21 protein-coding genes and 1 pseudogene are annotated in these 21630 nt (G+C 65.1%); 9 read left to right on the top strand and 13 right to left on the bottom strand.

Features of this window, described 5'->3' with window-relative positions; translation table 11 throughout:
• Positions 1–2 precede the first annotated feature (2 nt).
• Positions 3–794 (bottom strand): enoyl-CoA hydratase, encoded by a 792-nt coding sequence (locus tag ACE103_RS35230; protein WP_375781252.1) that lies wholly within the window; start codon positions 792–794, stop codon positions 3–5.
• A gap of 224 nt (positions 795–1018) precedes the next feature.
• Here ACE103_RS35230 and ACE103_RS35225 point away from each other — a divergent pair, with 224 nt between their 5' ends.
• From ACE103_RS35225 to ACE103_RS35215, 3 genes are read left to right on the top strand one after another with little or no spacing between them, the layout of a single operon-like run.
• A complete protein-coding gene (locus ACE103_RS35225; RefSeq protein ID WP_375776764.1) occupies positions 1019–1633 on the top strand; it encodes a LemA family protein in 615 nt (204 codons plus the stop codon).
• Positions 1634–1654: 21 nt separating this feature from the next.
• Positions 1655–2554 carry a TPM domain-containing protein gene (locus tag ACE103_RS35220; RefSeq protein ID WP_375776763.1) on the top strand — a complete coding sequence of 300 codons (900 nt, stop codon included), beginning with the start codon at positions 1655–1657 and terminating at the stop codon, positions 2552–2554.
• A 4-nt stretch (positions 2555–2558) separates the two neighbouring features.
• A complete protein-coding gene (locus tag ACE103_RS35215; protein ID WP_375776762.1) occupies positions 2559–3056 on the top strand; it encodes a TPM domain-containing protein in 498 nt (165 codons plus the stop codon).
• Positions 3057–3255: 199 nt separating this feature from the next.
• Here ACE103_RS35215 and ACE103_RS35210 read toward each other — a convergent pair whose 3' ends face one another.
• The 4 genes from ACE103_RS35210 to ACE103_RS35195 all read right to left on the bottom strand — a co-directional run bounded on the left by ACE103_RS35210 (position 3256) and on the right by ACE103_RS35195 (position 6589).
• On the bottom strand, positions 3256–3870 hold the full coding sequence (locus ACE103_RS35210; RefSeq protein WP_375776761.1) for a glutathione S-transferase family protein: 615 nt from the start codon (positions 3868–3870) through the stop codon (positions 3256–3258).
• 103 nt (positions 3871–3973) lie between these two features.
• Positions 3974–5287 (bottom strand): MFS transporter, encoded by a 1314-nt coding sequence (locus ACE103_RS35205; RefSeq protein WP_375776760.1) that lies wholly within the window; start codon positions 5285–5287, stop codon positions 3974–3976.
• Between the two features lie 121 nt (positions 5288–5408).
• On the bottom strand, positions 5409–6218 hold the full coding sequence (locus ACE103_RS35200) for an MBL fold metallo-hydrolase (protein WP_375776759.1): 810 nt from the start codon (positions 6216–6218) through the stop codon (positions 5409–5411).
• Complete coding sequence (locus ACE103_RS35195; RefSeq protein WP_375776758.1) at positions 6215–6589, bottom strand: Crp/Fnr family transcriptional regulator; 375 nt, start codon at positions 6587–6589, stop codon at positions 6215–6217. The genes ACE103_RS35200 and ACE103_RS35195 overlap by 4 nt, the downstream gene beginning before the upstream one ends.
• A 204-nt stretch (positions 6590–6793) precedes the next feature.
• Here ACE103_RS35195 and ACE103_RS35190 point away from each other — a divergent pair, with 204 nt between their 5' ends.
• The 3 genes from ACE103_RS35190 (at position 6794) to ACE103_RS35180 (ending at position 9752) form a co-directional block, all read left to right on the top strand.
• Positions 6794–7849, top strand: a complete 1056-nt coding sequence (locus tag ACE103_RS35190; RefSeq protein ID WP_375776757.1) for a hypothetical protein — start codon at positions 6794–6796, stop codon at positions 7847–7849.
• A gap of 90 nt (positions 7850–7939) precedes the next feature.
• Positions 7940–9487, top strand: coding sequence for a hypothetical protein (locus ACE103_RS35185; protein WP_375776756.1), 1548 nt, complete (start codon positions 7940–7942; stop codon positions 9485–9487).
• A gap of 100 nt (positions 9488–9587) precedes the next feature.
• Positions 9588–9752 carry a hypothetical protein gene (locus ACE103_RS35180; RefSeq protein WP_198964611.1) on the top strand — a complete coding sequence of 55 codons (165 nt, stop codon included), beginning with the start codon at positions 9588–9590 and terminating at the stop codon, positions 9750–9752.
• Between the two features lie 61 nt (positions 9753–9813).
• On the opposite strand, the pseudogene ACE103_RS35175 reads toward ACE103_RS35180, so the two are convergent.
• Positions 9814–10457: pseudogene (locus tag ACE103_RS35175) on the bottom strand (glutathione S-transferase family protein).
• A 150-nt stretch (positions 10458–10607) separates the two neighbouring features.
• Here ACE103_RS35175 and ACE103_RS35170 point away from each other — a divergent pair.
• The gene (locus ACE103_RS35170) at positions 10608–11159 is read left to right on the top strand and encodes a TetR/AcrR family transcriptional regulator (RefSeq protein WP_375776755.1); all 552 of its coding nucleotides are present in this window, start codon (positions 10608–10610) and stop codon (positions 11157–11159) included.
• 21 nt (positions 11160–11180) lie between these two features.
• On the opposite strand, the gene ACE103_RS35165 is transcribed toward ACE103_RS35170, so the two are convergent.
• Positions 11181–12386 carry a CaiB/BaiF CoA transferase family protein gene (locus tag ACE103_RS35165; RefSeq protein ID WP_375776754.1) on the bottom strand — a complete coding sequence of 402 codons (1206 nt, stop codon included), beginning with the start codon at positions 12384–12386 and terminating at the stop codon, positions 11181–11183.
• 308 nt (positions 12387–12694) lie between these two features.
• Positions 12695–15700, bottom strand: coding sequence for a bifunctional proline dehydrogenase/L-glutamate gamma-semialdehyde dehydrogenase PutA (gene putA / locus ACE103_RS35160; RefSeq protein ID WP_375776753.1), 3006 nt, complete (start codon positions 15698–15700; stop codon positions 12695–12697).
• Between the two features lie 115 nt (positions 15701–15815).
• Between putA and ACE103_RS35155 the strand changes: the two genes are divergently transcribed.
• Both ACE103_RS35155 and ACE103_RS35150 read left to right on the top strand, forming a co-directional pair.
• Entirely contained in the window at positions 15816–16280 is a 465-nt protein-coding gene (locus ACE103_RS35155; RefSeq protein WP_223977468.1) for an Lrp/AsnC ligand binding domain-containing protein, read from the top strand.
• Positions 16281–16370: 90 nt separating this feature from the next.
• A complete protein-coding gene (locus tag ACE103_RS35150; protein WP_375776752.1) occupies positions 16371–17021 on the top strand; it encodes a hypothetical protein in 651 nt (216 codons plus the stop codon).
• Positions 17022–17189: 168 nt separating this feature from the next.
• Here ACE103_RS35150 and ACE103_RS35145 read toward each other — a convergent pair whose 3' ends face one another.
• The 5 genes from ACE103_RS35145 to ACE103_RS35125 form a co-directional block, all read right to left on the bottom strand.
• Positions 17190–17390: a cold-shock protein gene (locus ACE103_RS35145; RefSeq protein ID WP_163149424.1), complete on the bottom strand. Its 201-nt coding sequence runs from the start codon at positions 17388–17390 to the stop codon at positions 17190–17192.
• Positions 17391–17674: 284 nt separating this feature from the next.
• Complete coding sequence (locus ACE103_RS35140; protein ID WP_375776751.1) at positions 17675–17986, bottom strand: c-type cytochrome; 312 nt, start codon at positions 17984–17986, stop codon at positions 17675–17677.
• 11 nt (positions 17987–17997) lie between these two features.
• On the bottom strand, positions 17998–19197 hold the full coding sequence (locus ACE103_RS35135; RefSeq protein ID WP_375776750.1) for a molybdopterin-dependent oxidoreductase: 1200 nt from the start codon (positions 19195–19197) through the stop codon (positions 17998–18000).
• 221 nt (positions 19198–19418) lie between these two features.
• Positions 19419–19646: a hypothetical protein gene (locus ACE103_RS35130; RefSeq protein ID WP_176529489.1), complete on the bottom strand. Its 228-nt coding sequence runs from the start codon at positions 19644–19646 to the stop codon at positions 19419–19421.
• A gap of 163 nt (positions 19647–19809) precedes the next feature.
• Entirely contained in the window at positions 19810–21546 is a 1737-nt protein-coding gene (locus tag ACE103_RS35125; protein WP_375776749.1) for an adenylate/guanylate cyclase domain-containing protein, read from the bottom strand.
• Positions 21547–21630: the final 84 nt, after the last annotated feature.

Raw genomic sequence — 21630 nt, 5'->3', positions numbered from 1 at the left:
GGTCACTTCACGTTGGCGTTTTTCTTGACGGAAGGATGCAGACCCGCGGGGTCTACCACCATTCCGAATTCCTGAAGATTATGTGCGTGGCAGAGCTGATGCAGCGCGAAGGCCTGATCGATCGCAGCCGGTTGCCCCATGATGTCGATCGAGCGGTTTACCGCCTCCTTGGACAGCTTCAGCGCGAAGGCGGGTTTGGCTGCAATTCTGCCCGCCAGCGCCAGCGTGAAGGAGGAGAGATCGCCGCGCGGCACGACGTGATTGACCATGCCGAGGCGATGCGCCTCGTCGGCGCTCCAGACGTCGGCGGTGAACAGCATCTCCTTGGCCTTGCGCGCGCCGAGCTCCCAGGGATGCACGAACCACTCGACGCCGCAGACGCCCATCGTCACCACGGGATCGCAGAACTCGGCATCGTGGCTGGCGACAATCAGGTCGCAAGCCCAGGCCAGCATCAGCCCGCCGGCGATGCACTTGCCATGCACTTCGGCGATCATGGGCTTGGCGAGATTGCGCCAGCGTCGTGTGATCTGCAGGTAGATCTCCTGCTCGCGCGCGAAGCGCCCATGCGCGTTTGGTTCGGCGAAGCCGCCCCAATTTCCGACTGGCGGGAAATCGACGCCGGCCTGGTTCTTGGCCCCAGGCCTGAGATCATGACCGGCCGAGAAATGCGGGCCGTTGCCGGCGAGGATGATGACCTTGATTGCGTCGTCCTGCACCGCCTGGTCGAAGGCGGTGTTGAGGTCGTAGGTCATTTGCAGGTTCTGGGCGTTGCGCGCTTCAGGGCGGTTCATCACGATCCGCGCAATCGCAGGATCAGGCCGCTCGACAACAATCGTCTCGAATTGTTCAGACGCCAATGGATCCTCCCGGGATCGATTTTTCGCCATGATGAACGGCGCAAGGAGGGATAGGCAAGGGGCATCATCGGCAAAACCGGCCGCGAATCCCGCCACGCGGGATTGTCGGGCGAAAATCTGTTACTGTGATACGAGAATCCACCGGGAGGACCATCTTCATGCGCAAGCTTTGGACCGTGCTGGCAGCGCTGGCGACATTGAGCCTGACGAACTGCGGCTACAACGCGATCCAGACCAACGACGAGACGGTCAAGTCGAGCTGGTCGGAAGTGGTGAACCAGTACCAGCGGCGCGCCGATCTGGTGCCGAACCTGGTCAACTCGGTGAAGGGCTTTGCGCAGCAGGAGAAGGACGTGCTGCTCGGCGTCACCAACGCGCGCGCCAAGGTCGGCAGCATCCAGGCGACGCCCGAGGTGCTGAACGATCCGGCCGCGTTCCAGAAGTTCACGCAGGCGCAGGGAGAACTGACCAGCGCGCTGTCACGGCTCCTGGTCGTCACCGAAAATTATCCGCAGCTGAAATCGGATGCGCTGTTCCGCGATCTGATGGCGCAGCTCGAAGGCACCGAGAACCGCATCACCGTGGCGCGCAACCGCTACATCAAGGCGGTGCAGGACTATAATGTCGGCATCCGCACCTTCCCGAACAATTTGACCGCGATGGTCTTCGGCTACAAGGAGAAGCCCAACTTCACGGTCGAGAACGAGAAAGAGATTTCGACCGCGCCGAAGGTCGATTTCAATCCGGCGCCGGCGCCCGCGCCGTCGAAATAGCGCCGGCATGTGTCCACCGCGATGACAGCCGCACGCGTCTTCCTGCTCGCCTTGCTGCTGGGCTTCGTGTGCCCGGCGTGGGCCGAGGTCGCGGTGCCTCAGCTCACCGGCCGCGTCGTCGATCAGACCGGATCGCTGTCGGCGAATGACGTGGCCTCGCTAAACGACAGACTGAAAGATCTGGAGACCCGCAAGGGCAGCCAGATCGCGGTCCTGATCGTGCCGACCACCGGCGAAGAGACGATCGAGCAGTTCTCGATTCGCGTTGCCGAGGCCTGGAAGATCGGGCGCAAGAAGATCGACGACGGCGCGCTATTCGTCGTCGCCAAGAACGACCGGCATTTGCGCATCGAGGTCGGCTACGGCCTCGAAGGCGTGCTGAGCGACGTCGTCACCCACCGCATCATCGACGAGGACGTCACGCCGAAATTCAAGGCCGGCGATTTCGCCGGCGGCATCTCGGCCGGCGTCGACCGCATGATCCGCCTGATCAATGGCGGGCAGCTGCCGGCGCCGGAACCCGAACATTGGCAGGGGCCGAACCTGGTCGACTTTGCCAATCCGGTCGTGATCTTCGTCGTCATCATCGTGGCCAGCGTGTTGCGCGCGATGCTGGGGCGGCTGTTGGGCTCGGCCGCGACCGGTGGCATCGTCGGTGTCTTCACCTGGATGGTCGCCGGTTCGCTCGCCACCGCCATGGTGATCGGGCTATTCGCGGCCGTTGCGGCATTAATCTTCGGCGGATTGAATTTCGGCGGTCCGGCGGCCGGTTCGGGACCGTACCGGCGTGGCGGCGGTTATTCCGGCGGCTGGTCGGGCGGCGGTGGCGGCTGGAGCAGCGGCTCGAGCTCGAGCGACAGCGGCGGCTTCAGCGGCGGAGGCGGCAGCTTCGGCGGCGGCGGCGCTTCGGGGAGCTGGTAGGCACATGGGCATCAAGCGCATCGGCAAGCATCTGCTCGAACATCGCTGGCGCGTGCGGCGTGAATTTCCGCCGCGCGTGCTTGACGCGATCGAACAGGCGATCAAGGCCGGCGAGGCCACGCATTCCGGCCAGATCCGCTTCGTCGTCGAGGGCGCGCTGGACGGCGTGCCGCTGTTCCGCGATCAGCCGGCGCGGGAGCGGGCGCTCGACATATTCGCGCATCTGCGGATCTGGGACACCCATCATAACAACGGCGTTCTGATTTATCTTTTGCTCGCCGACCGCGACGTCGAGATCGTCGCCGATCGTGGCATCGATGCCAAGGTCGGCCACGCCGGTTGGGAAGCGATTTGCCGCGCGATGGAAACGGACTTTCGGGCCGGCCGGTTCGAGCAGGGCGTGATCAAGGGGATCGCGGCGGTGTCGCGCGAACTGGCGCGATATTTCCCGCACGTCGCCGGCGGTCCGAACGAGCTGCCCGACAAGCCGGTGGTGATTTAAGCGATCAACGATTTGGTCCGGTGGTCCTCATCCTCCCCTGGAGGGGGAGGATCGACGCGAATGCAATGAGCGGCGAGGTGGGGTGAAGGTCTCTCCCCGTGAACGCTGCCCGAGTGGAGAGATCACCCCACCTCGGTTCGCATTGCGCTACGCTTCATGCGAACCGATTCTCCCCCTCCAGGGGAGGATAAGAAGAGCCCTACGCCTTCACCGACGGCCGCTCGGCCACACGGTTGAACCAGGCGACGATGTTGGCGTTCGACTGGTCCAGCGGCTGGCCGACCTGGTTGCCGAAATCGAGCCAGCAATACAGCAGCATGTCGGCGAGCGTGAAGCGCTGGCCGCAGATGTAGTCGCGACCGTCGGCCATCTGGTTATCAAGCCATTTGATGCGGTTGGCGGCGATCATCTTCAGCCCGGGCGAGGCCTCGGGCGCGACCGGAATGCGCTTCTCGAAGAATTTCAGCGCCTCGCCGAAGCGGTAGCCGTTGGCTAGCGGCTCGGCGATGTTGAGATCGACGCGGCGCGTCCACATCCGGCACTCCGCGCGTTCTTCCGGCGTGCTGCCGATCATCGCGGGCGAGGGGTGCTTCTCCTCGAGATACTCACAGATCGCCGTGATCTCCGAGAGGTAGTTGCCGCAGTCGAGCTCCAGCGCCGGCATCTGGCCGTGTGGATTGCGCTTCAGATGCGCTTCCTCGCGGTTCTCGCCCTTGCGCAGGTCGACGGCCTCCTTGGGTATCTCGATGCCCTTCTCCGCCATGAACATGCGCACGATGCGCGGATTGGGTCCGATCGAGTCGTAAAGCTTCATGGTCCTCGCTCCCTGTTCTTCAGTGTTGTTGTTGCCGTTGTTGAACAGGCCACGCGCGGATTTGTCAAATGCAGCGCCGTATGTGCGGTCGCGCACGTAGAGATCACTGCGCCGGTTGAGTTGCGATCCCCGGCACGGACGGCCGTCCGCGATAGACCGCCAGACCCACGAGACCCACTGCCGCGGCGAACAGGATGTAGTAGACGGGAGCGGCCTTGTCGCCCGTCGCCTGGACCAGCCAGATGTTGATGAACGGCGCCAGTCCGCCGAACAGCATCACGGCGAGATTGTACATCAGCGATGCTCCGGTCGAGCGCACGCCGACGGGAAATATCTCGGTCATGAAGGCCGGCATCGGCCCGGCCAGGGCGCCGAGCAGGACCGCGACGATCTGCAACTGCCAGAGGTTCGCGGTGGTCGGGGCGGCGACGAGCCGCTGCAGGATCACATAGAACAGCAGGCTGTAGACGATCAGCGCCGGAACGAGCACTGCGCGGCGACCGATCCGGTCGGAGAGCGCGCCGCTGGCCACCGCCACCGCCGCATTGATGAGGCTGACGACGAGCAGGCCGAGCTGTGCATTCAGGATCGGCAGCTTCAGCTCGGCGACCGCATAGGTCGGCAGAAAGATCGCGTTGACATAATTGATCGCCGTACCGGCCGCGATCAGGCAGAACGAGGCAATCAACTCGCGTGGATGTTCGGAGAACAATTGGCCGAGCGTGGTCTGCTTGCTCGGCTGCGCCGTCGCAGCCTTCTCTGCAAGATACGCCTTGAATTCCGGCGACTCGTCGCACCGTTGGCGCAGATACCATCCGGTCGGCCCGATCAGAATGCCGAGGATGAACGGCACGCGCCAGCCCCAGCTCGCGAAGGCGTCGGGCGTCAGGCCGAGATTGAGACCGATCGCCATCGCGGCACCGAGGCCGAATGCCAGCGACTGCGACACCATCTGGAACGAGCCGTAGAAGCCGCGCCGGCCGGGCGGCGCGAATTCGATCAGCATCGCGCTGGCGCTGCCGAACTCGCCGCCGGCGGAAAAGCCCTGGATCAGCCGCGCCAGCAGCAGCAACAGCGGCGCTGCGATTCCGATCGCGCCGTAGGTCGGCAGCAAGCCGAGCAGGCCGGTGCCGACAGCCATCAGCGATATCATCACGACCAGCGCCTTCTTGCGGCCGTGCTTGTCGGCATAGAGCCCGAACACCAGGCCACCCAACGGCCGGGCCGCAAAGGCGATCCCGAATGTCGCGAAGGTCAGCAGCAGCGAGGAATGCGGATTGTCCGCCGGAAAGAACAGCTTGCTCAGGATGCCGGCGAACAGGCCAAAAACGGTGAAGTCGAACCATTCGAGCGCATTGCCGATCGTGGAGGAGATCACCACTCGGCGGCGCATCTGCGCCATCGTGTCAGCCTGCATTGGTTTTGCCTCCCCGCTGTCGGCAACGGCTTGCATCGCCGAGCCCATGATTTTTGTCGTTGAGCCGATCCTAGTGCAAAGTGATGGCGGGCCACAACGGGCGGCTTGCCGGGGCCGAGCGTCAATCGTCGAGCTTGTTGAGATCGCGCACCGACTGCATGATCGGCTCGAAATTCGACCGCGCATCGAGCGCGTCGAACAGTTGCGCGGTGTCTTCCAGCAGGGCATGCGAGCGCTGGAGCGCGATCCGCACGTCGTCCTGCGGCGTGTCGGACAGCCGGCCATGACCCGACAGCAGGATCTTCGAATTGAGGCCCTTCAGCCGCTCCAGCGACTGGATGTAGTCGGCGATCGAGCCGGAGCCGAACACGCCGCCCATCACGCCGCCGGGCATCAGCGTGTCGGCGGCGAACAACAGCCCCTTGTCCTGATCGAACAGCGAGATGCAGGCCGAGGTATGGCCCGGCGTGTACAACACGTTGAGGCGGAAATTGCCGAGGTCGATCAGATTGCCTTCCTCGAGCCAGATGTCGATGTCGATCGGCACGTTCGGCTCGTTGAACATCTTGCGCAGCATCGAGAAGTCGTCGCGCAGCATGATCTTGTTGGCGGCGAGCCGGTGCGCGGCGATGTAGGCGCTGCGGTGGAAATGATAGGCCGCGCCGATATGATCGAGATGCTCGTGGCTCAGCACCACCATGTCGATCATCCCGGGCGTTATGCCGAGATGGTCGAGGCAGGCGACCAGCGACGGATAGTTGGTCGACAGTCCGACGTCGATCATGATGGTCCGCTTGCTGCCACGCACGAGATAGGCGTTCGCCGCACGGTTCTTGAAGCGGATCTGGTAGACGTCGTCGGCCGCCTGGATCAGCGTGGCGACGTCGGCCTCGAACAGCGTCTTGAACGGGCTCGGCTTGCGCTCGCTCATGGGGTGGCCGCCGCTCGGTAGGTGACGGCGTTGGACGCGCGCAGGCGTTTCGAGAGCGCATCCATCACCATCAGCGCGAAAGCCGGCTGCTGGCTGACCAGATAGACGAAGCGGGCGTGGTTGATCCGCATCACCCGCGTCGCGGGCGCGGAGGCAATCGCGGTTGCGGAGCGCGCCGAGCCGTCGATCACGGCCATCTCGCCGAAGAACTCGCCCTTGCCGAGGCTGACGATGACCGTCTTGTTTCCGCCATCGATCTTGGCGATGTCGACGGTGCCGTCGAGCACGACAAACAGCTCGCGGCCGGTCGAGCCTTCCTCAAAAATGACGTCATCGACATCAAATTCGTTGATGCACTTCTCGATCGTCATGGCGCTCTCCTGCCTTCTGGCTGGAAGACGGCGGTATGTTAGTCGGGAAAACGCCGCGCGCAAACGGAGCTGACGCAGATTGCCGCATGGCAACATCGCCCAAATCCGGCCCGGAAAACTCCCTAAAATTTAGGTAATGGCGGCGTGGGGTAACCATTTCGCAAGCAATAAAAGTTACCGAATTGTCAACCCAGTCTGGAGACTTTGAACGTGAGTGAGCAGCAGAGCGAGCCGGTCAGCGGTCAAGCCGGCGCCGAGACGGCGGCGAAGAGCGAGCCCGTGATGGCGGCGGCCGGTGTCGAGGCTCCCAGGCTTGCGCCCGAGCAGGAAGAGACCTCGCCAAAGGCCGACGCGCCGAGGATGGACGCGCCGAAGGTTGAATCCCCGAAGGCTGAGCCGTCCCGGCTCGATCCCATGATTGAGGCCAAGATCGACGCGAAGATCGAGCCGACCAACATGGACGTGCCCAAGGTCGAGACCGGCAAGCGGGAAGAGCCGCGTTTCCCGGGCAAGCTGATGATCATGGCGCCCGGTGACCGGACCTGGGACCACGAGGCATCCGCCTCCAAGCAGGGCGCCAAGACAGCAGGCAAACCGGCCGGCACGCGCCGGTTCGGGGCCATGGCCGCCGTGATTGCGCTGGCGACCGTGGCAGGGGCCATCGGCGGTGCGCTCGCTACCGCCGGGCTCGGCCATCTCGCCGCCCCCGCCGCTGCCTCCGTCAGGGATGTGGCTGCCAACGACGCTGCCAAGGACGCTGCCGCCAAGGAAGCGGCCGACGCCGCGCTCGCCCGGATCGAATCCGAGATCACGGCGCTGAAGGCCAGCGTGGAGCAGACCGCCAAGGCCGGCCAGGCCCAGTTCAGCAAGGCGAGCGACCGGATCGAGAAGGTCGAGAAGGCCCAGGCCGAGCCGATCGCCAAGCTCAACAAGCTCAGCGAGACCGTCGATAAGCTCCGAGCCCCGCAGACGACCGTCGCCGCCGCGACGCCGGCCCGCGAGGTGACCGGCTCGATCCCGCCGGCGACTGCCGCGGCAGCACCGGCCGCCCCCAGGCCGGAGGTCGGCCGTATGCCGGTGGTCGACGGCTGGTCGCTGCGCGACGTCGGCAATGGCGGCGCACTGATCGAAGGCCGCGGCGGCATCTACGAGGTTTACGCCGGCGATCCCGTCCCCGGCCTCGGCCGCGTCGACGCGATCCGCAAGCAGGACGGCCGTTGGGTGGTGGTCACCAGCAAAGGCTTGATCGTCTCCCGCTGATCTGCGAAACGCGACGATACCAAGGCGCTTCACCGCGATGTGAAGCGCCTTTTTTCTTGAATAGGGTTTGCCGTGCGGTGTTAGTGGGGCATGAGCCGCGTGCTGAAATGCCTCCTGGTGATGTCCGTTCTGCTCGGTGGCGCCGTGCCCGTACGCGCCGCGGATGATCGCGCGCTCGAGCGCGGCGCGGCGGTGATCGATCCCGCGATCCTGCGCGAGCTCGATCATGACCGCTTTGGCCTCGGCCGGATGCTCGCCCCGGAACGTTCCGCCGCCACGCCGCTGTCGAACCGCGATCTGTTCGGGTTGCCTGCGATGGTGCCGGTGCGCGAGGCGCTCGATCGCGAGTTCAATGGCTATGTCGGAAAGCACAAGGCAGGCCTGCCGAACGAGAGCATCGGCGTCGGCGACGGCTTTGCGTTCCAGCTGTTCGATCGCGCGCTGTTTGAATCCGCTGACGTTCGCTTCGTGCTGTCAGGCATCGTCAACCGCATGGATCGCGCCTATGTGGCGCCGAAAGATTGCGGCGAGATCCGGCTGATCTATCGGTTGACCCGCACCGACGTGCCGCTGATCGGCGAGAACGCGGTGTCGCAGCGGCTGCCGATGACGCTGAACCTGGTGCTGAAGGCGAAGGGTGACGGCAACGACGTGTCGCTGACCTGCCGCGACCTCGCGCGGCGCTGGCTCGCGACCGCAAGCGCACCGCCGGCGATGGACAGGCTGTTCGGCAAGGACGGCCCGCTCGACCTGATCGATGCCCGGAATATCGACCGCATCGAGACCAATCTGCAGATCGCTCACGCGCCGAAATCCGCGGTGCGCGACTTCCGCACCGACTATCTCCTGAAAGTGTTCGACTATGATGGCACGACAAAACGCTTTGCCGAGGCGCCGCTGGAGAACCAGATCGATCGCGATCGCATTCTGGCCGACGAGGCGCTGAAGCGTGACTTCAAGGCGTGGCTGCTCGATCCCAGGCATTTTGCCGAGCTTGATCGCGGCACCGTGTTGATTCCCGACAAATTCCTCGCGCGCGGCGCGGTCGCGCCGACGCCGACCGGTTTCGACGTCGGCGACCTGGAGCCGGAGTTCGGGATGGTGCAGGGCGAGGGCTCGGCCGGCACGGCGGTGTTCTCGGAGAGTGATGTTGTCGGCGCATTGCAGAAGGCCGCGGCGGACGGGACGAATCTGCAAAACATCAAGTCGCTGGCCGGCTTCGAACGCCGCCTCAACGACGTCACCTGCGCCGGCTGCCACCAGACCCGCGGCATCGGCGGCTTCCATTTCCCCGGCGTCGACTGGATGGCGGCAAAGCCGTCGAACTCCACCGTGGTGCCGGCCTCGCCGCATTTCTTCGGCGACCAACCACGCCGCCGCGATATTCTCGCGGGCTTCCGCGACGGCAAGGCGCCGGACTTCTCGCGCGGCTTCTCCAACCGGCCGCAACTGCGCGCCAGCGCCGAGCTTGCCGGCACCGAGTACAGCAACGGCTGGGGCGCGCACTGCTACCTGCCGGGCGACAGGCCGGTCGAGACCGACCGAAGCTTTCGCGGCTGGACCTGCGCCGAAGGCCTCGCCTGCCAGGTCGCGGGCAAGACCTCCCGGATGGGCATGTGCTTCGTGAAGGGGCGGTGATTCCAGCCGGAACCGAAGCGGCTGCGCGTCATTATTTGATGCTACATTGCGGTTCGCGACCACGACCCGAACAGCCCAGCCCTTGAGCGGAGACCGGCCGATGAGTGCTCCCGAGCAGGACAAGCAGCGCAACCGCGAGATCGCGGCCAACGAGGCCGAGCGTCAGGCGGTGAGCGCCGTCCGCGTCAGCAGCTGGGCGATCGGGCTCGCGGTCATCATCGGCATCGTCGTTGTGGCCGTTGTCTGGTCCTGGCTAAAGCGCTGATCCGCCATAGCGTTTTCAAGCGAAGTGGGCACCGGTTCGCGTGAAGAAAACGCGTCAAGACCTAAGCGTAGTGCTTCAGGCGCGCACCGGGCAGCAGGTCATAGGCCGATTTCCAGCCGGGCAGGGCGGCGATGCGGCCGAGCCAGGCGCTGATGTTGGGATGGCTGGTCGCAAAATCGTAGCCGGTCTCGTCGCCGGGATAATGCAGATAGGCCATCATCGAGAAATCCGACACCGTCGGCCGCTCTCCGATCATGCAGGCGTTGTTGCCGACGACTGGTCGAGGATGCCGAGGAAGTCGTCGAGCCGCGCGCGAAAATGCTTCAGCACCTTCGGATCGGCTGACGCCGTGAAGGTGCGCATGAAGCGATAGGTCGCCATGTAGCCGGAGAGCTTCTGGTTGTCCCAGAACAGCCAGCGCAGCAGCTCGAACGTCTCCGCCCGCGTTTCGCCGCCGAATTTTCCGTATTGCTCGGCAAGCTGCAGCAGGATCGGCGCGGTCTGGGTGCGGCGCTCACCGTCGACCTCGAGCACCGGAATCTCGCCCATCTCGTTGACCGTGGCGCGCCATTGCGCGGTCCGGGTCACGCCGCCGCCAAAATCGGTCCACACCGGCTCGAACGTCTCGCCGCACAGCGTGAGCATCAGCGCGAGCTTGTAGCTGTTGCCGGATTCCGGGAAGTAATGCAGGCGGTAACGGGGCATCGTCGAGGTCCTCAGATGCTTGTCGATTTGCTCGACGATACGTATAATCCGCAAAACAGAACATTTGTTCTGTCGATTCTGCATGGCAGGACTGAGCGGCAATCGATGAAGCGCAGCGAACCGGAGAGCGGAGGCCGAGAGCGTCCGGTGATGGAAGCGACGCTTCGGATCATCGGGCGCAAGGGCCTCGACGGCGTGACCCACCGGGCGGTGGCGGCGGAGGCGGACCTGTCGCTCGGCGCGATCACCCATCACTTCAAGACGCGCGACGCGCTGATCGATGGCGCCCTTCGTTTCGCCCTGGCCCGCGAGACCGGCCGCCTGCAGGCGCTGGCGCTCAGCCTGCAAGGCAAGGCGTTCGATCTCGAGGCGTGGCTGGAATCCCTGGTCGGCTGGTACGATCACGAGCTGAAGACGCGGGCCGAGATCCACATCGCCTGCTACGAAGCCTTCCTGGCCGCAGCGCGCAGCGAGCGCTACCGGACCGTGGTCGAGGCGTGGTTCGACGTCTGGCGGCAAAGCGCCGAGCTCGCCTTGCGCGCGGGCGGCTCAGCAGAGCCGCGCCGGCATGCGGAATTGTTCGTGTCCGCGCTGATCGGAATGCTGCTGCAACAACTCGCAAACCCCCGCCGCGGATTTCGGCGAGAGATGGCAGCGAGCCTGCTTGCGCTGATCAGGAGCCTGATCGGCGCAAAGGCCTAGCAGGCCGTCGCGTCGGGCGGCCTACGCCACCGCGCCGGAAGCGCGCAGCTTCTGGATCGTGGCCTCGTCGTAGCCGGCCTGGCGCAGGATCTCGTCGGAGTGCTCGCCGACTTCGGGCGGCTTGCGCGGCTGCACCTTCTTCGCGCCATCGATGAAGATCGGGCTGTTGACGGTCAGCATGGTGTCGTTCTCGAAGCGCACCAGCACCTCGTTCTCGATCATCTGCTTGTCGTTCGGGATGTCGTCGAGGATACCGACGACGCCGAACACCAGGCCGTTGCCGTCGAGGATCTTGCGCCATTCCGCGAGGTCCTTGCCGGCGAACACCTCGTCGAAGATCTTGATCAGCTCGACCGAGCGCGCATGGCGATCCGCCTTGGTGGCGAAGCGGGTATCGGCGAGGAGGTCCTCGCGGCCCATGCAGCGCGCCAAGGTCGGCCACTGCCGGTCCTCGTTGAGCAGCGACAAGATCAGCCAGCGGCCGTCCTTGCATTTGTAGTGGTTGGTGACGGCGTTGAGCGCCTCTTCGCGCGGCTTGCGCTTCTTGAACTTGGCGCCGGCGAGCTTGGCCTGCGCCAACACGCCGTTGGCCCAGACGCCGTTGGCCATCAAATTGGTCGAGACATGCGAGCCCTTGCCGGTCTTCTCGCGCTGGAACAGCGCGGTGACGATCGCGCCGTAGAACGCCATCGCGCAGGGGTGATCGCCCATGCCGGCCACCGAACGGGCCGGCGTGGTGTCCTCGTCGGCGCGCACCAGATCCATCAGGCCGGACCGGGCCCAATAGGCGTTGGAGTCGAAGCCGGGCTTGTTGGCCTCTTCGCCCTTCTCGCCGTAACCGGTGAACGAGGCATAGATCAGCCGGTCGTTGAGATGGGCGAGGTGATCGTGGGTGATGCCGAGCTTCGCCCGCACCTGCGGCGGCATGTTGGTGATGAACACGTCGGCCTCGGCGACGAGCTTGTAGAGCACTTCGCGCGCGTCAGGCTTGGTGAGGTCGAGCGCGAGGCTCTTCTTGTTGCGGGCCTCGAGCATCCACGCGAAATTGTGCTCGCTCGCGGGATAGCCGGGCAAATTGGGCAGATTGCGGTAGGGATCGCCGGCGCCGGGCGGCTCGATCTTGATGACGTCGGCGCCGAAGTCGGACAGCACGGTGGCGGCCGCGGGCGCCGCGATGAAACTCGCGCAGTCCAGGACCTTGAGCCCGTCAAAAATGCCTTTTTCCATCGTGCCGTCGCTCCCGTGGCGCTTGTTGGTGTTTTTCCGGTAGCTGGAATAATCGCAAGCGATGATCCCGATCGGACCGCCATTTGACCCATCTCAGGGGCACGATGCAACGGCACTTTCTTACCCTCGCTTCACCCTCCCCTGGAGGGGGAGGGTCGTATCGCATCGCGCGAAGCGAGATGCGATAGGGGTGGGGTGAAAGTCCCTCCACCGGTGCAGTGCCCGAGCTGAGAGATCACCCCACCCCGTCTCTCATTCGCTTCGCTCATTGTGAGCCGACCCTCCCCTTCCAGGGGAGGGTGAAGCGCCTACTCCACGCCCGCCATCAGCGCGGCGTTGCCGCCCGCGGCGGCGGTGTTGATCGTGACCGTCTGCTCGGTGGCGAAGCGCGTGAGGTAGTGCGGGCCGCCGGCCTTGGGGCCGGTGCCGGAGAGGCCGCTGCCGCCGAACGGCTGCACGCCGACGACCGCGCCGATCATGTTGCGGTTGACATAGATGTTGCCGACCTGGAGGCGGTCGATCACGTGCTCGATCGTGTCGTCGATGCGTGAGTGGATGCCGAGCGTCAGCCCAAATCCAGTCGCCTCGATCGCCGCCAGCACGTCGCCGAACCGCTCGGCGCGGTAACGCACGACATGCAGGATCGGGCCGAACACCTCCTCACGCAGCTGGCTCGCGGCGGACAGCTCGAAGATATGCGGCGCGACGAAATTGCCGGCCGGCGCCTCGCCGGCGAGATGCACCCGCGCTTCCTGCTTCATCCGCGCGATGTGCGCGTCGAGCCGCTGCTTGGCCTCGGCATCGATTACAGGTCCGATATGCGTCGACGGTTGCATGGGATCACCGATCTTCAGTTCGCGCGCGGCGCCCGCGATCATCTCGATCATGCGGTCGGCGACGTCGTCCTGCACGAACAGCAGCCGCAGCGCCGAGCAGCGCTGGCCGGCGGAACGGAACGCCGAGGTGACGACATCGTCGGCGACCTGCTCGGGCAGCGCGGTGGCATCGACGATCATCGCATTGATGCCGCCGGTCTCGGCGATCAGCGGCACGATCGGGCCGTCCTTGGCCGCCAGCGTCCGGTTGATCGCGCGCGCCACCTCCGTCGAGCCGGTGAAGACCACGCCGGCAATGGCGGGATGGCTGACCAGCGCGGCACCGGCCGTGCCGTCGCCCTGAACCAGATGCAGCGCCGATTTTGGCACGCCCGCTTGATGCAGCAGCGCGACGGCTTCGGCTGCGATCTGCGGCGTCTGTTCGGCCGGCTTTGCGATCACCGCGTTGCCCGCCATCAACGCCGCCGTCACCTGGCCGAGGAAGATCGCGAGCGGGAAATTCCATGGCGAGATCGCGACGAATGCGCCGCGGCCGCGCAGCTCTAGCATGTTGCTTTCGCCGGTCGGCCCGGGCATCGCCTCGCCCTGTCCGAACAGCTTCCGGCCCATCGCTGAATAGTAGCGGCAGAAGTCGATCGCCTCGCGCACCTCCGAGAGTGCGTCGTCGAGTGTCTTGCCGCCTTCGCTTTGCAGCAAGGCGAGGAAGTGCGCGCGGCGCTGCTCGAGCAGGTCAGCGGCCTTGTCGAGGATCGCCGCGCGTTGGGCGGCCGGCGTGCTGTTCCAGGCCTTGAAGCCACCGCGGGCGGCAGCGACCGCGGCATTCGCCTGTTCGACCGTCGATGTCGCGACCATGCCGGACGCCGCCTTGGGTTCGACGGCAATCGAAGACGTCAGCGCGTCGAGCGCCTTTCGTTCGCCGAATTCGATGCCGCGCGAATTCTCGCGCTGTGGCCGGTAGAGATCGGCCGGCAACGGAATTCCCGAGTGGGCCGCGTTGGCATCGGCGCCGATGATCTCGGCCGGGCGGCGCAACAGGTCCACGATGGAGACGCGATTGTCAGCCGCCAGCGCCACGAACGACGAGTTGGCGCCGTTCTCGAGCAGCCGGCGCACCAGATAGGCGAGCAGGTCGCGGTGGCTGCCGACCGGTGCATAGGTGCGATGGGCGATCTCCGGCCTGTCGTCGCCGAGCTGTGCGTAGAGCGCTTCGCCCATGCCGTGCAGCCGCTGGAATTCGAAGCTCGTGGGATCGTCAGCGAGTTCGAGGATGGTCGCAACCGTCAGCGCGTTGTGGGTGGCGAACTGCGGAAACAGCCGCGGCCGCAGCGCCAGCAGCTTTCGCGCGCAGGCGATGTAATTCAGATCGGTCATCGCCTTGCGGGTGAACACCGGATAGCCGTCGAGCCCGCGCTCCTGCGCACGCTTGATTTCGGTGTCCCAATAGGCGCCCTTGACCAGGCGCACCATCATCTTGCGGTCGAGCGCGCGCGTGAGCGCATCGATATAATCGATCACGTCAACGGCACGCTTCTGATAGGCCTGGACCGCAAGCCCAAAGCCGCTCCAGCCGGCAAGCGATGGATCGGCGAAGGCCGCGGCGATGACGTCGAGCGACAGCTCCAGCCGGTCGGCTTCCTCGGCATCGACGGTGAAGTTGAGGTCGAACGCCTTGGCGCGGCGCGCAAGATCGATCAGTTGCGGCACCAGCTCGGTCATCACCCGGGCGTGGCTCACCGCCTCGAAGCGCGGATGCAGCGCGGAGAGTTTGACGGAGATGCCGGGCCGGTCGGGCAGGGGCTGATCGCCGGCCGCCTTGCCGATCGCGTCGATCGCGCGGGCGTAGGATTCGAAATAGCGGCGGGCATCGTCGGCGGTGCGGGCGCCCTCGCCAAGCATGTCGAAGGAATAGCGCGAGCCGCGCGCTGTGTGCGATTGCGCCCGCGACAGCGCCGCCTCGATGGTCTCGCCGAGCACGAAATGGCTGCCCATCAGCCGCATCGCCTGCCGGGTTGCGGCGCGCACCGCCGGCGCGCCGAGCCGCTTGGTCAGCCGACCTATCGTTCCTTGCGGTGTTTCACCGGGCTGGATCACGCGGGCCGACATGCCGAGCGCCCAGGCCGAGGCGTTGACCATGAAGGCGGTCGATTTTGTCTCGTGGTTGACGAAGTCGCCCTGGCCGAGCTTGTCCTCGATGAACTGGTCAGCGGTGCGCGCGTCGGGCACCCGCAGCAGCGCCTCCGCCAGCACCATCAGCGCCAGGCCCTCCTTGGTCGACAGCGCGAACTCGCGCAGCATGTCCTCGACCCCGCCGAGCGGATCGTCGTTGGCCCTGATCGCCTCGATCAGGCGTCGCGCGGTGCGGTCGACCCTCGCCTCCTGGTCGTCGCCAAGCCTGGCGTCCTGGCGCAGGCGGCCGGCGATCGCGGTGTCATCAGGGGCGTAGGGCGCGCTGAACGGGGGCGGGGACGGGTCTGGCATGGCGGTTCCTCGAGGGTTGCACGGGATCTCCTACGTGCCCGTGGACCGCAGTTCGATAGACAAATTAACAGATTTGCCTTAGAAAATCCGGATCATCTCATGTATTGCCGTGGATATGACAGAGATAGACAAGATAGACCGCAAAATCCTCTCGATCCTGCAAGGGGATGGCCGGATTGCCAATGTTGAACTGGCCGAGAGGATCGGCCTGTCGCCGACCTCGGTCGGCGAACGGCTGAAGCGGCTGCAGCGCGACGGCTTCGTCGAGGGCTATGGCGCGCGGCTCAACCCGCATCGGCTCGGCCTCGGCCTCCTGGTGTTCGTCGAGGTGCTGCTCGACAAGACCACGCCCGATGTGTTCGAGCGCTTCGCCAAGGCGGTGCAGACCGCGCCGGAAGTGCTGGAGTGTCACATGGTGGCCGGTGGCTTCGACTATCTGGTCAAGGCCCGCGTCGCCAACATGACCGCCTATCGCAGGTTTCTCGGCGAGACCCTACTGGCGCTGCCGGGCGTGCGCGAGACGCGAACCTACGCCGTGATGGAGGAAGTCAAGCGCGACGCGCCGCTTCCGGTCGGCTGATAGGCTCCGATTTGATCCACAGCCATGCGCATGATGTATTGGCATCGCAACGCACCCGCGATAATTCTCCCCCCAATTGGGGGCCGCGACATGGACGATGCCAATCAGCCGATACGTGCGAAGCGAACTGGGCTTGCCGGCGCGTTATGCGCAGCCATCTTGTCGCTGTCCGCGATGGCGCCGTCTCGCGCGGCCGAGCTCAGCTCCGGCATTATGCAGCTCTATACGTCGGTCTCGATCTATCCGCCGTCAGCCTCGACGATGACGGTGTGCTACGGCTTCGTCTGCCGGCGCCGCGAGATGCTCGACTTCGGCGCGGCCGACAGGGCGGCCCTGACCAGGATCATGGCCACGGGCCGTGCCAACGCCGCCGCCGAACGCGCCGCCGTGCAAAAGGCCGTGATCTGGTTCGATCGCCGGATGGGGCCGATCCTCGGCACCGACAAGCGCGTGGCGAAAGCGGACTTCCGCGCCAACGACGACAAGCACAATTACGATTGCTGGGACACCACGCGCAACACCACCAGCCTGATGCTGGTGATGCAGTCGTGGAATCTGTTCAAGTTCCACGACGTCGGAGATCCCCACTACCGCGGATTTTCGTTGGGGCAGACGCCGCACAACACCGCCGTTCTGCTCGAACGCGCCACCAAGGTGGAATGGGCCGTCGATCTCTGGCCCCGCGGCTATCTGCAACCGCCTGACGTCATGACCGTCGCCAAATGGGTCACGGAAGACTGAACGGCTGAGCGTTCGTGCCGCGCGCGTTCCAAGGCGATCGAAAAAAGTTCAACGCCGTGGCGCGCGGGCGCCGTGCCCGCCCCGCCGAACGTCACGTCGTGTGATGTTGGATCGGCCCTCACTCCCGGATCGTGTCCGAGAGTGCGCCGCTGGATCTCGCGCGGTGCGCTAGACCTTGAGGTTCTCGGCTGATGTCTTGCCGCGATTGGCAATTTCTTCGTACTCAACAGACTGGCCTTCGTTGAGGCTCTGAAGACCGGCCTTCTGAACTGCTGAAATATGCACGAAAATGTCTTTGCCGCCCGATGCGGGCTGGATGAATCCGTAACCCTTGGTCGGGTTGAACCACTTCACTGTACCTTTGGGCATTCCAGTCGTCTCCGCGGAATCAATCGAAAACAGACCAGTCGGTCCCCGCACAAACCGGCTTGTCCGTACCGCACAGGATAGCAGTTTGAAAAAAGCTGGGTAGATCAAACCGCGGTGTGCTTTTGCCAGGAAACAACCTGCTTTGCGGGGTTTTGCTGCCGGATTGCCTGTTTCGTGGTCAATTGATGCGCTGCAAAAAAGATCGGTTCCAGTGAACCGAATTGGATCAAGGGCCCCCGCGCGCGGGCCTTCTGCCAGCGCGCGGGGGATCGATTGGCCGCGTCTCAATAGGTCGCGGAAAGATACTCGACGATCTTGCCGACGTCGGCCTGGTCAATCGGCGCGCCGTAGACCTTGATCATCTTGGTCACCTCGGCCTGCCAGAAGTCTTTCTTGAACTTCTCGCCCTGCGGCTGGGTCTTGATGTAGTCGGCCGAGTGGCAGGCGGTGCAGTTGTTCTGCACCACGTCGAGGTTGGGACCCGGCTTGAAGGCCGCGGTCTCCTCGGGAAGCGTATAGTTGACGGGCGCGGCCATCGTAGCTCCGATCGAGAGCACGGCGATCGCGGCGAGGGAGGCAAGCAGCTTGCTGGTCATGGTGCTTCTCCTCACGCCGCGGTGACGCGCACGGTTTCGACGACGTTGCGCAGATAGCCGGCCGGATTCCACAACGGGTCCATCGGTTGGGTGTCGCCGGCATTGTTGGTGGCGCGCACCTTCAGCTCCGAGGCGCCGGCCGGCAGCGCAACCTTCAGCTTCCATTCGCGGAAGGCGTATTTGCCGAGGTCCTTGCCGAGCTTGGCCGGTGTCCAGCTCTTGCCGCCGTCGGTCGAGACCACGACCTCCTTGATGCCCTTGCCGCCGTCGAAGGCGAAGCCGCGCAGCGTGGTGCGGCCGGCCTTCAGCTTGGCGCCGTCGGCAACGCTGGTGATGAACGAGCGCACCGTGAATCGATTGATCGGGATCGTCGCCTTTGGTGCGGTGCCGGGCTCGACCGCATTGTTCGGCGTATCCGGAATCCGGTAGGCCGACTTCATCCAGAAGCCCTCGAAGACGTTGTCGATCACGGTGATCTCGTTGAGGTGCTTCACCCAATAGGTGCCGTAACAGCCGGGCACCACGAGGCGGAGCGGGAAGCCGTTGAGGAACGGCAAATCCTCGCCGTTCATGCCCCAGGCCAGCATCACCTCACCGTCGCGCGCATGGTCGATGTCGAGCGCCTTCACGAAGTCAGGCGTGGTGTCCATCACCGGACCGTCCATGCCATTGAAGGTGACCTGCTTGGCGCCGGCCTGCACGCCGGCCATGTCGAGCACGGTCTTCAGCGGCACGCCGTGCCAGCGTGCACAGCCCATCGCGCCGTTGCCGAGCTGACCGCCGGCGACGCGCGGATTGAAGAAGCCGCGGCTGTTGCCTGAGCACTGGTTGACGGCGACAAGCTCGGTGGCTTTGAGCTTCCGGATCTCCTTCAGCGACAACTTCAGCGGCTTGTCGACCTTGCCCTTGATCTCCAGCGTGAATTTGTCCGGATCGAGATCGTAGGGGACACCGGCGAGGTGATAGCGGACGAAGAACGCGTTGTTCGGCGTGAGCGGACCGTCGTTGAAGACCGCAAACGGCGTTTCCAGCTGCGGCGGCCGGGCGGTCAGGCCGATCATCGGGCGCTTCTGCGGGTAGCGCACCAGCGGCCGTTCGCCATTTCCGAAGGGCAGCGTCACGGTGTCGAGGGCGAATGCGCCCTTTGATCCCAGCCCCGTCACCAAAGCGGCCAACCCGGCACGCTTCATCAAGTCTCGTCGATCGAGCATTCCGCTTCCTCCGAAGCTGTTCTGTCGTGAGCTGGTCATCACCAGGCTCACCTTGGCTTGCGCGCCTTCGCATCATGGAATGCGCGCGGCGACAAATGTCGCATCGGGCAACTGCAAGTCAATTGAGCTTTCGCAGCGTCCACCAGCGTTGCGACGCAACAACGAAAAGCCCCGGCCGCGTCAGGCGACCGGGGGCATTTCCATCCGGATCGAAGGTGCGATCAGTAGCAGACGTTCACGGTGCGATAGCGATAGCCGTAGGGCGTCATCACCAGGCGGGTGACGTAGCAGCCGGAGTCGACGAAGCCGACGGAGATGCCGGGGCCGCCCCAGAAGTGATGGTGGTACGGATGCCAGAAGAACGGCTTGGCCGAAGCCGAGGTCGGCGCCAGCGCGGCGGCAGCAAGCGTTGCAGCAGTCGCGAGAGCAAGCGTGACTTTGCGAAGCATGGTCGTCTCCTTCAGATGCGCGTTGAACTCTGTCGCGGCGCGGTTGCAGTGTTACCCATCGCCAGTCAGTCGCATCCGGCACCGGGCACGTTCGAGCATCTCTGCTGAGCGCAGCTTCGGATGTGCGGCAGGTCACATTGAGCGAAAGGGAAGGTGAACCCGGTCAGGCGGCGACGGCACGCCGGTCGTCGACCAGCGCGGATAGGACGCGCGTCGCCTCGACGGTACGCACGGTCATCGGCTCGTTGCGGCCGCGGATCGCGACCTCTTGCGCCGGCAGGGCATCGTCGGCGAGGCCCGCGGTGGCACGTACCTCGTCGGAGATCACCGCCTCGCAGGCCAGCGCTTTCGTCATGTCCTGCAGCCGTGCCGCGACGTTGACGGCGTCGCCGAGTGCGGTGAACACCATGTGGTCGCGATAGCCGATATCGCCGACGATCACCTCGCCGCCATGGATGCCGATGCCGAATCGGATCGGCTCGCGCAGATCGTGGCTGAGGAACTGGTTCAGCTCGTCGATATTGGCTGCGATCAGCGCCGCCGCGCGCAGCGCCTGTCGGCAGGCCACCTGCCGGTCGGTGCTGAGTCCGAACAGCGCCAGCATGCCGTCGCCGATGAACTGGTTGGGGCGGCCGCCGGCTTCCAGCACCGCCTGCGACACCGCACCGAGGAAGCGGTTGACGATGAACACGGTGTCGAACGGCAGCCGTTTCTCGGCAAGCTGCGTCGAGCCGCGCATGTCGACGAACATGCTGACCAGATAGCGCTCCTGGCCGACCCGCGTCGGATTGGCGGCGTGCGCGTTCGCCGACATCGTGTGCGGCAGGAACAGCTGGAAGAAGGTCAGGTCGCCGGTCGGCCGCAGCTGGCAGGCCAGCCGGATCGACGGATCGTCGGTGCCGACCCGGTGCAGCACGAAGGCTTCGCGCGGGGAGGGCTCCGGCAATTGCGCGTGATCGCCGATGATGCGGATGCGGCAGGTCGAGCAGCGCGCGCGGCCGCCGCAGACGCTGGCATGCGGCACGTTGTAGCGCAGGCTCGCTTCCAGCACGCTCAGTCCCTTGGGTACCCGCAGCGTGCGGCCGTTGCCGTAGGACAGCGCGATCATGCCGCCGCGGCGTTCCAGCAGCGCACGCGCGCCGCGCGCGAGCAGCACGAGGCAGAGCAGGCCGAGATAGCCGATCGTCAGGTCATCGGTGATCCTCTCGAGCGTGCTCCCCTGGGCAGCCGTGCCGAGCTTCTGGACCGAGAGCTCCTCGCGCCTCCAGTCCGGATCCTGATAGTCGGCGATGGTGGCGCGGCCGGCCTGATAGATGCCGAGCATCGCCAGCGTCGGGATCAGCACGGCCGTCGCGAGCAGGAACGGTGCGGCGCGCGTAAAGAATGCCCGCAGCCGCAGCCAGAAATACAGGCCGATGCAGCCATGCACCCAGGCGATTACCAGCACCGCCAGCATCGTCCAGAGCCGGTTCGGCGAGGCGATGAAGAAGGTGTACAGCTCCTGCGGATAGAGCTTCTCGTGTCCGTACAGGGTCTGGCCGAGCCGCACGCCGACGACGTGCGCGACGATCAGCATCGGGATGCTGAGGCCGAGCGTGAGCTGCAGCGGCTCGATCGCCTTCCAGTGGAACTCGCGGCGCTGATACAGCGCCCAGATGCCGAGGCCGGTATGTACCAGGCAGGCCGAGTAGAACACGATCGCGACCGGCAGGAACTGCCAGAACTCGGTGTGGTAATGCACCCCGATCGCCATCGCCTCGGTCGAGATATTGCCGAGTGCGTGGTTGAGGAAATGGCTGATCAGGTAGGCGAACATGATCGCCCCCGTGACCAGGCGAACCTGCCGCTGGCCGATGCCGCGGGCCATGTCCTGCAAATGTTCGCGCGAGGGGGAGGCCATGTGATTCATATCAGCAATTCTAGTGCTTAATTCCCGCGCTGAACACCACCGCGGGTCCGGGTGGGCCGTGGTAGCTGGCCGTGC

It is taken from the genome of Bradyrhizobium sp. ma5 (assembly GCF_042258955.1).
In the GTDB taxonomy this organism is placed as follows: Bacteria; Pseudomonadota; Alphaproteobacteria; order Rhizobiales; family Xanthobacteraceae; genus Bradyrhizobium.
This window is presented reverse-complemented; position numbering and strand designations above follow the sequence as displayed.

Excerpts from the sequence above, each read along its gene's own strand:
- ACE103_RS35230 (WP_375781252.1), bottom strand. The coding sequence starts at position 794 with ATGAACCGCCCTGAAGCGCGCAACGCCCAGAACCTGCAAATGACCTAC.
- ACE103_RS35225 (WP_375776764.1), top strand. The coding sequence starts at position 1,019 with ATGCGCAAGCTTTGGACCGTGCTGGCAGCGCTGGCGACATTGAGCCTG.
- ACE103_RS35220 (WP_375776763.1), top strand. The coding sequence starts at position 1,655 with ATGACAGCCGCACGCGTCTTCCTGCTCGCCTTGCTGCTGGGCTTCGTG.
- ACE103_RS35215 (WP_375776762.1), top strand. The coding sequence starts at position 2,559 with ATGGGCATCAAGCGCATCGGCAAGCATCTGCTCGAACATCGCTGGCGC.
- ACE103_RS35210 (WP_375776761.1), bottom strand. The coding sequence starts at position 3,870 with ATGAAGCTTTACGACTCGATCGGACCCAATCCGCGCATCGTGCGCATG.
- ACE103_RS35205 (WP_375776760.1), bottom strand. The coding sequence starts at position 5,287 with ATGCAGGCTGACACGATGGCGCAGATGCGCCGCCGAGTGGTGATCTCC.
- ACE103_RS35200 (WP_375776759.1), bottom strand. The coding sequence starts at position 6,218 with ATGAGCGAGCGCAAGCCGAGCCCGTTCAAGACGCTGTTCGAGGCCGAC.
- ACE103_RS35195 (WP_375776758.1), bottom strand. The coding sequence starts at position 6,589 with ATGACGATCGAGAAGTGCATCAACGAATTTGATGTCGATGACGTCATT.
- ACE103_RS35185 (WP_375776756.1), top strand. The coding sequence starts at position 7,940 with ATGAGCCGCGTGCTGAAATGCCTCCTGGTGATGTCCGTTCTGCTCGGT.
- ACE103_RS35180 (WP_198964611.1), top strand. The coding sequence starts at position 9,588 with ATGAGTGCTCCCGAGCAGGACAAGCAGCGCAACCGCGAGATCGCGGCC.
- ACE103_RS35170 (WP_375776755.1), top strand. The coding sequence starts at position 10,608 with ATGGAAGCGACGCTTCGGATCATCGGGCGCAAGGGCCTCGACGGCGTG.
- ACE103_RS35165 (WP_375776754.1), bottom strand. The coding sequence starts at position 12,386 with ATGGAAAAAGGCATTTTTGACGGGCTCAAGGTCCTGGACTGCGCGAGT.
- putA (WP_375776753.1), bottom strand. The coding sequence starts at position 15,700 with ATGCCAGACCCGTCCCCGCCCCCGTTCAGCGCGCCCTACGCCCCTGAT.
- ACE103_RS35155 (WP_223977468.1), top strand. The coding sequence starts at position 15,816 with ATGACAGAGATAGACAAGATAGACCGCAAAATCCTCTCGATCCTGCAA.
- ACE103_RS35150 (WP_375776752.1), top strand. The coding sequence starts at position 16,371 with ATGGACGATGCCAATCAGCCGATACGTGCGAAGCGAACTGGGCTTGCC.
- ACE103_RS35145 (WP_163149424.1), bottom strand. The coding sequence starts at position 17,390 with ATGCCCAAAGGTACAGTGAAGTGGTTCAACCCGACCAAGGGTTACGGA.
- ACE103_RS35140 (WP_375776751.1), bottom strand. The coding sequence starts at position 17,986 with ATGACCAGCAAGCTGCTTGCCTCCCTCGCCGCGATCGCCGTGCTCTCG.
- ACE103_RS35135 (WP_375776750.1), bottom strand. The coding sequence starts at position 19,197 with ATGCTCGATCGACGAGACTTGATGAAGCGTGCCGGGTTGGCCGCTTTG.
- ACE103_RS35130 (WP_176529489.1), bottom strand. The coding sequence starts at position 19,646 with ATGCTTCGCAAAGTCACGCTTGCTCTCGCGACTGCTGCAACGCTTGCT.
- ACE103_RS35125 (WP_375776749.1), bottom strand. The coding sequence starts at position 21,546 with ATGGCCTCCCCCTCGCGCGAACATTTGCAGGACATGGCCCGCGGCATC.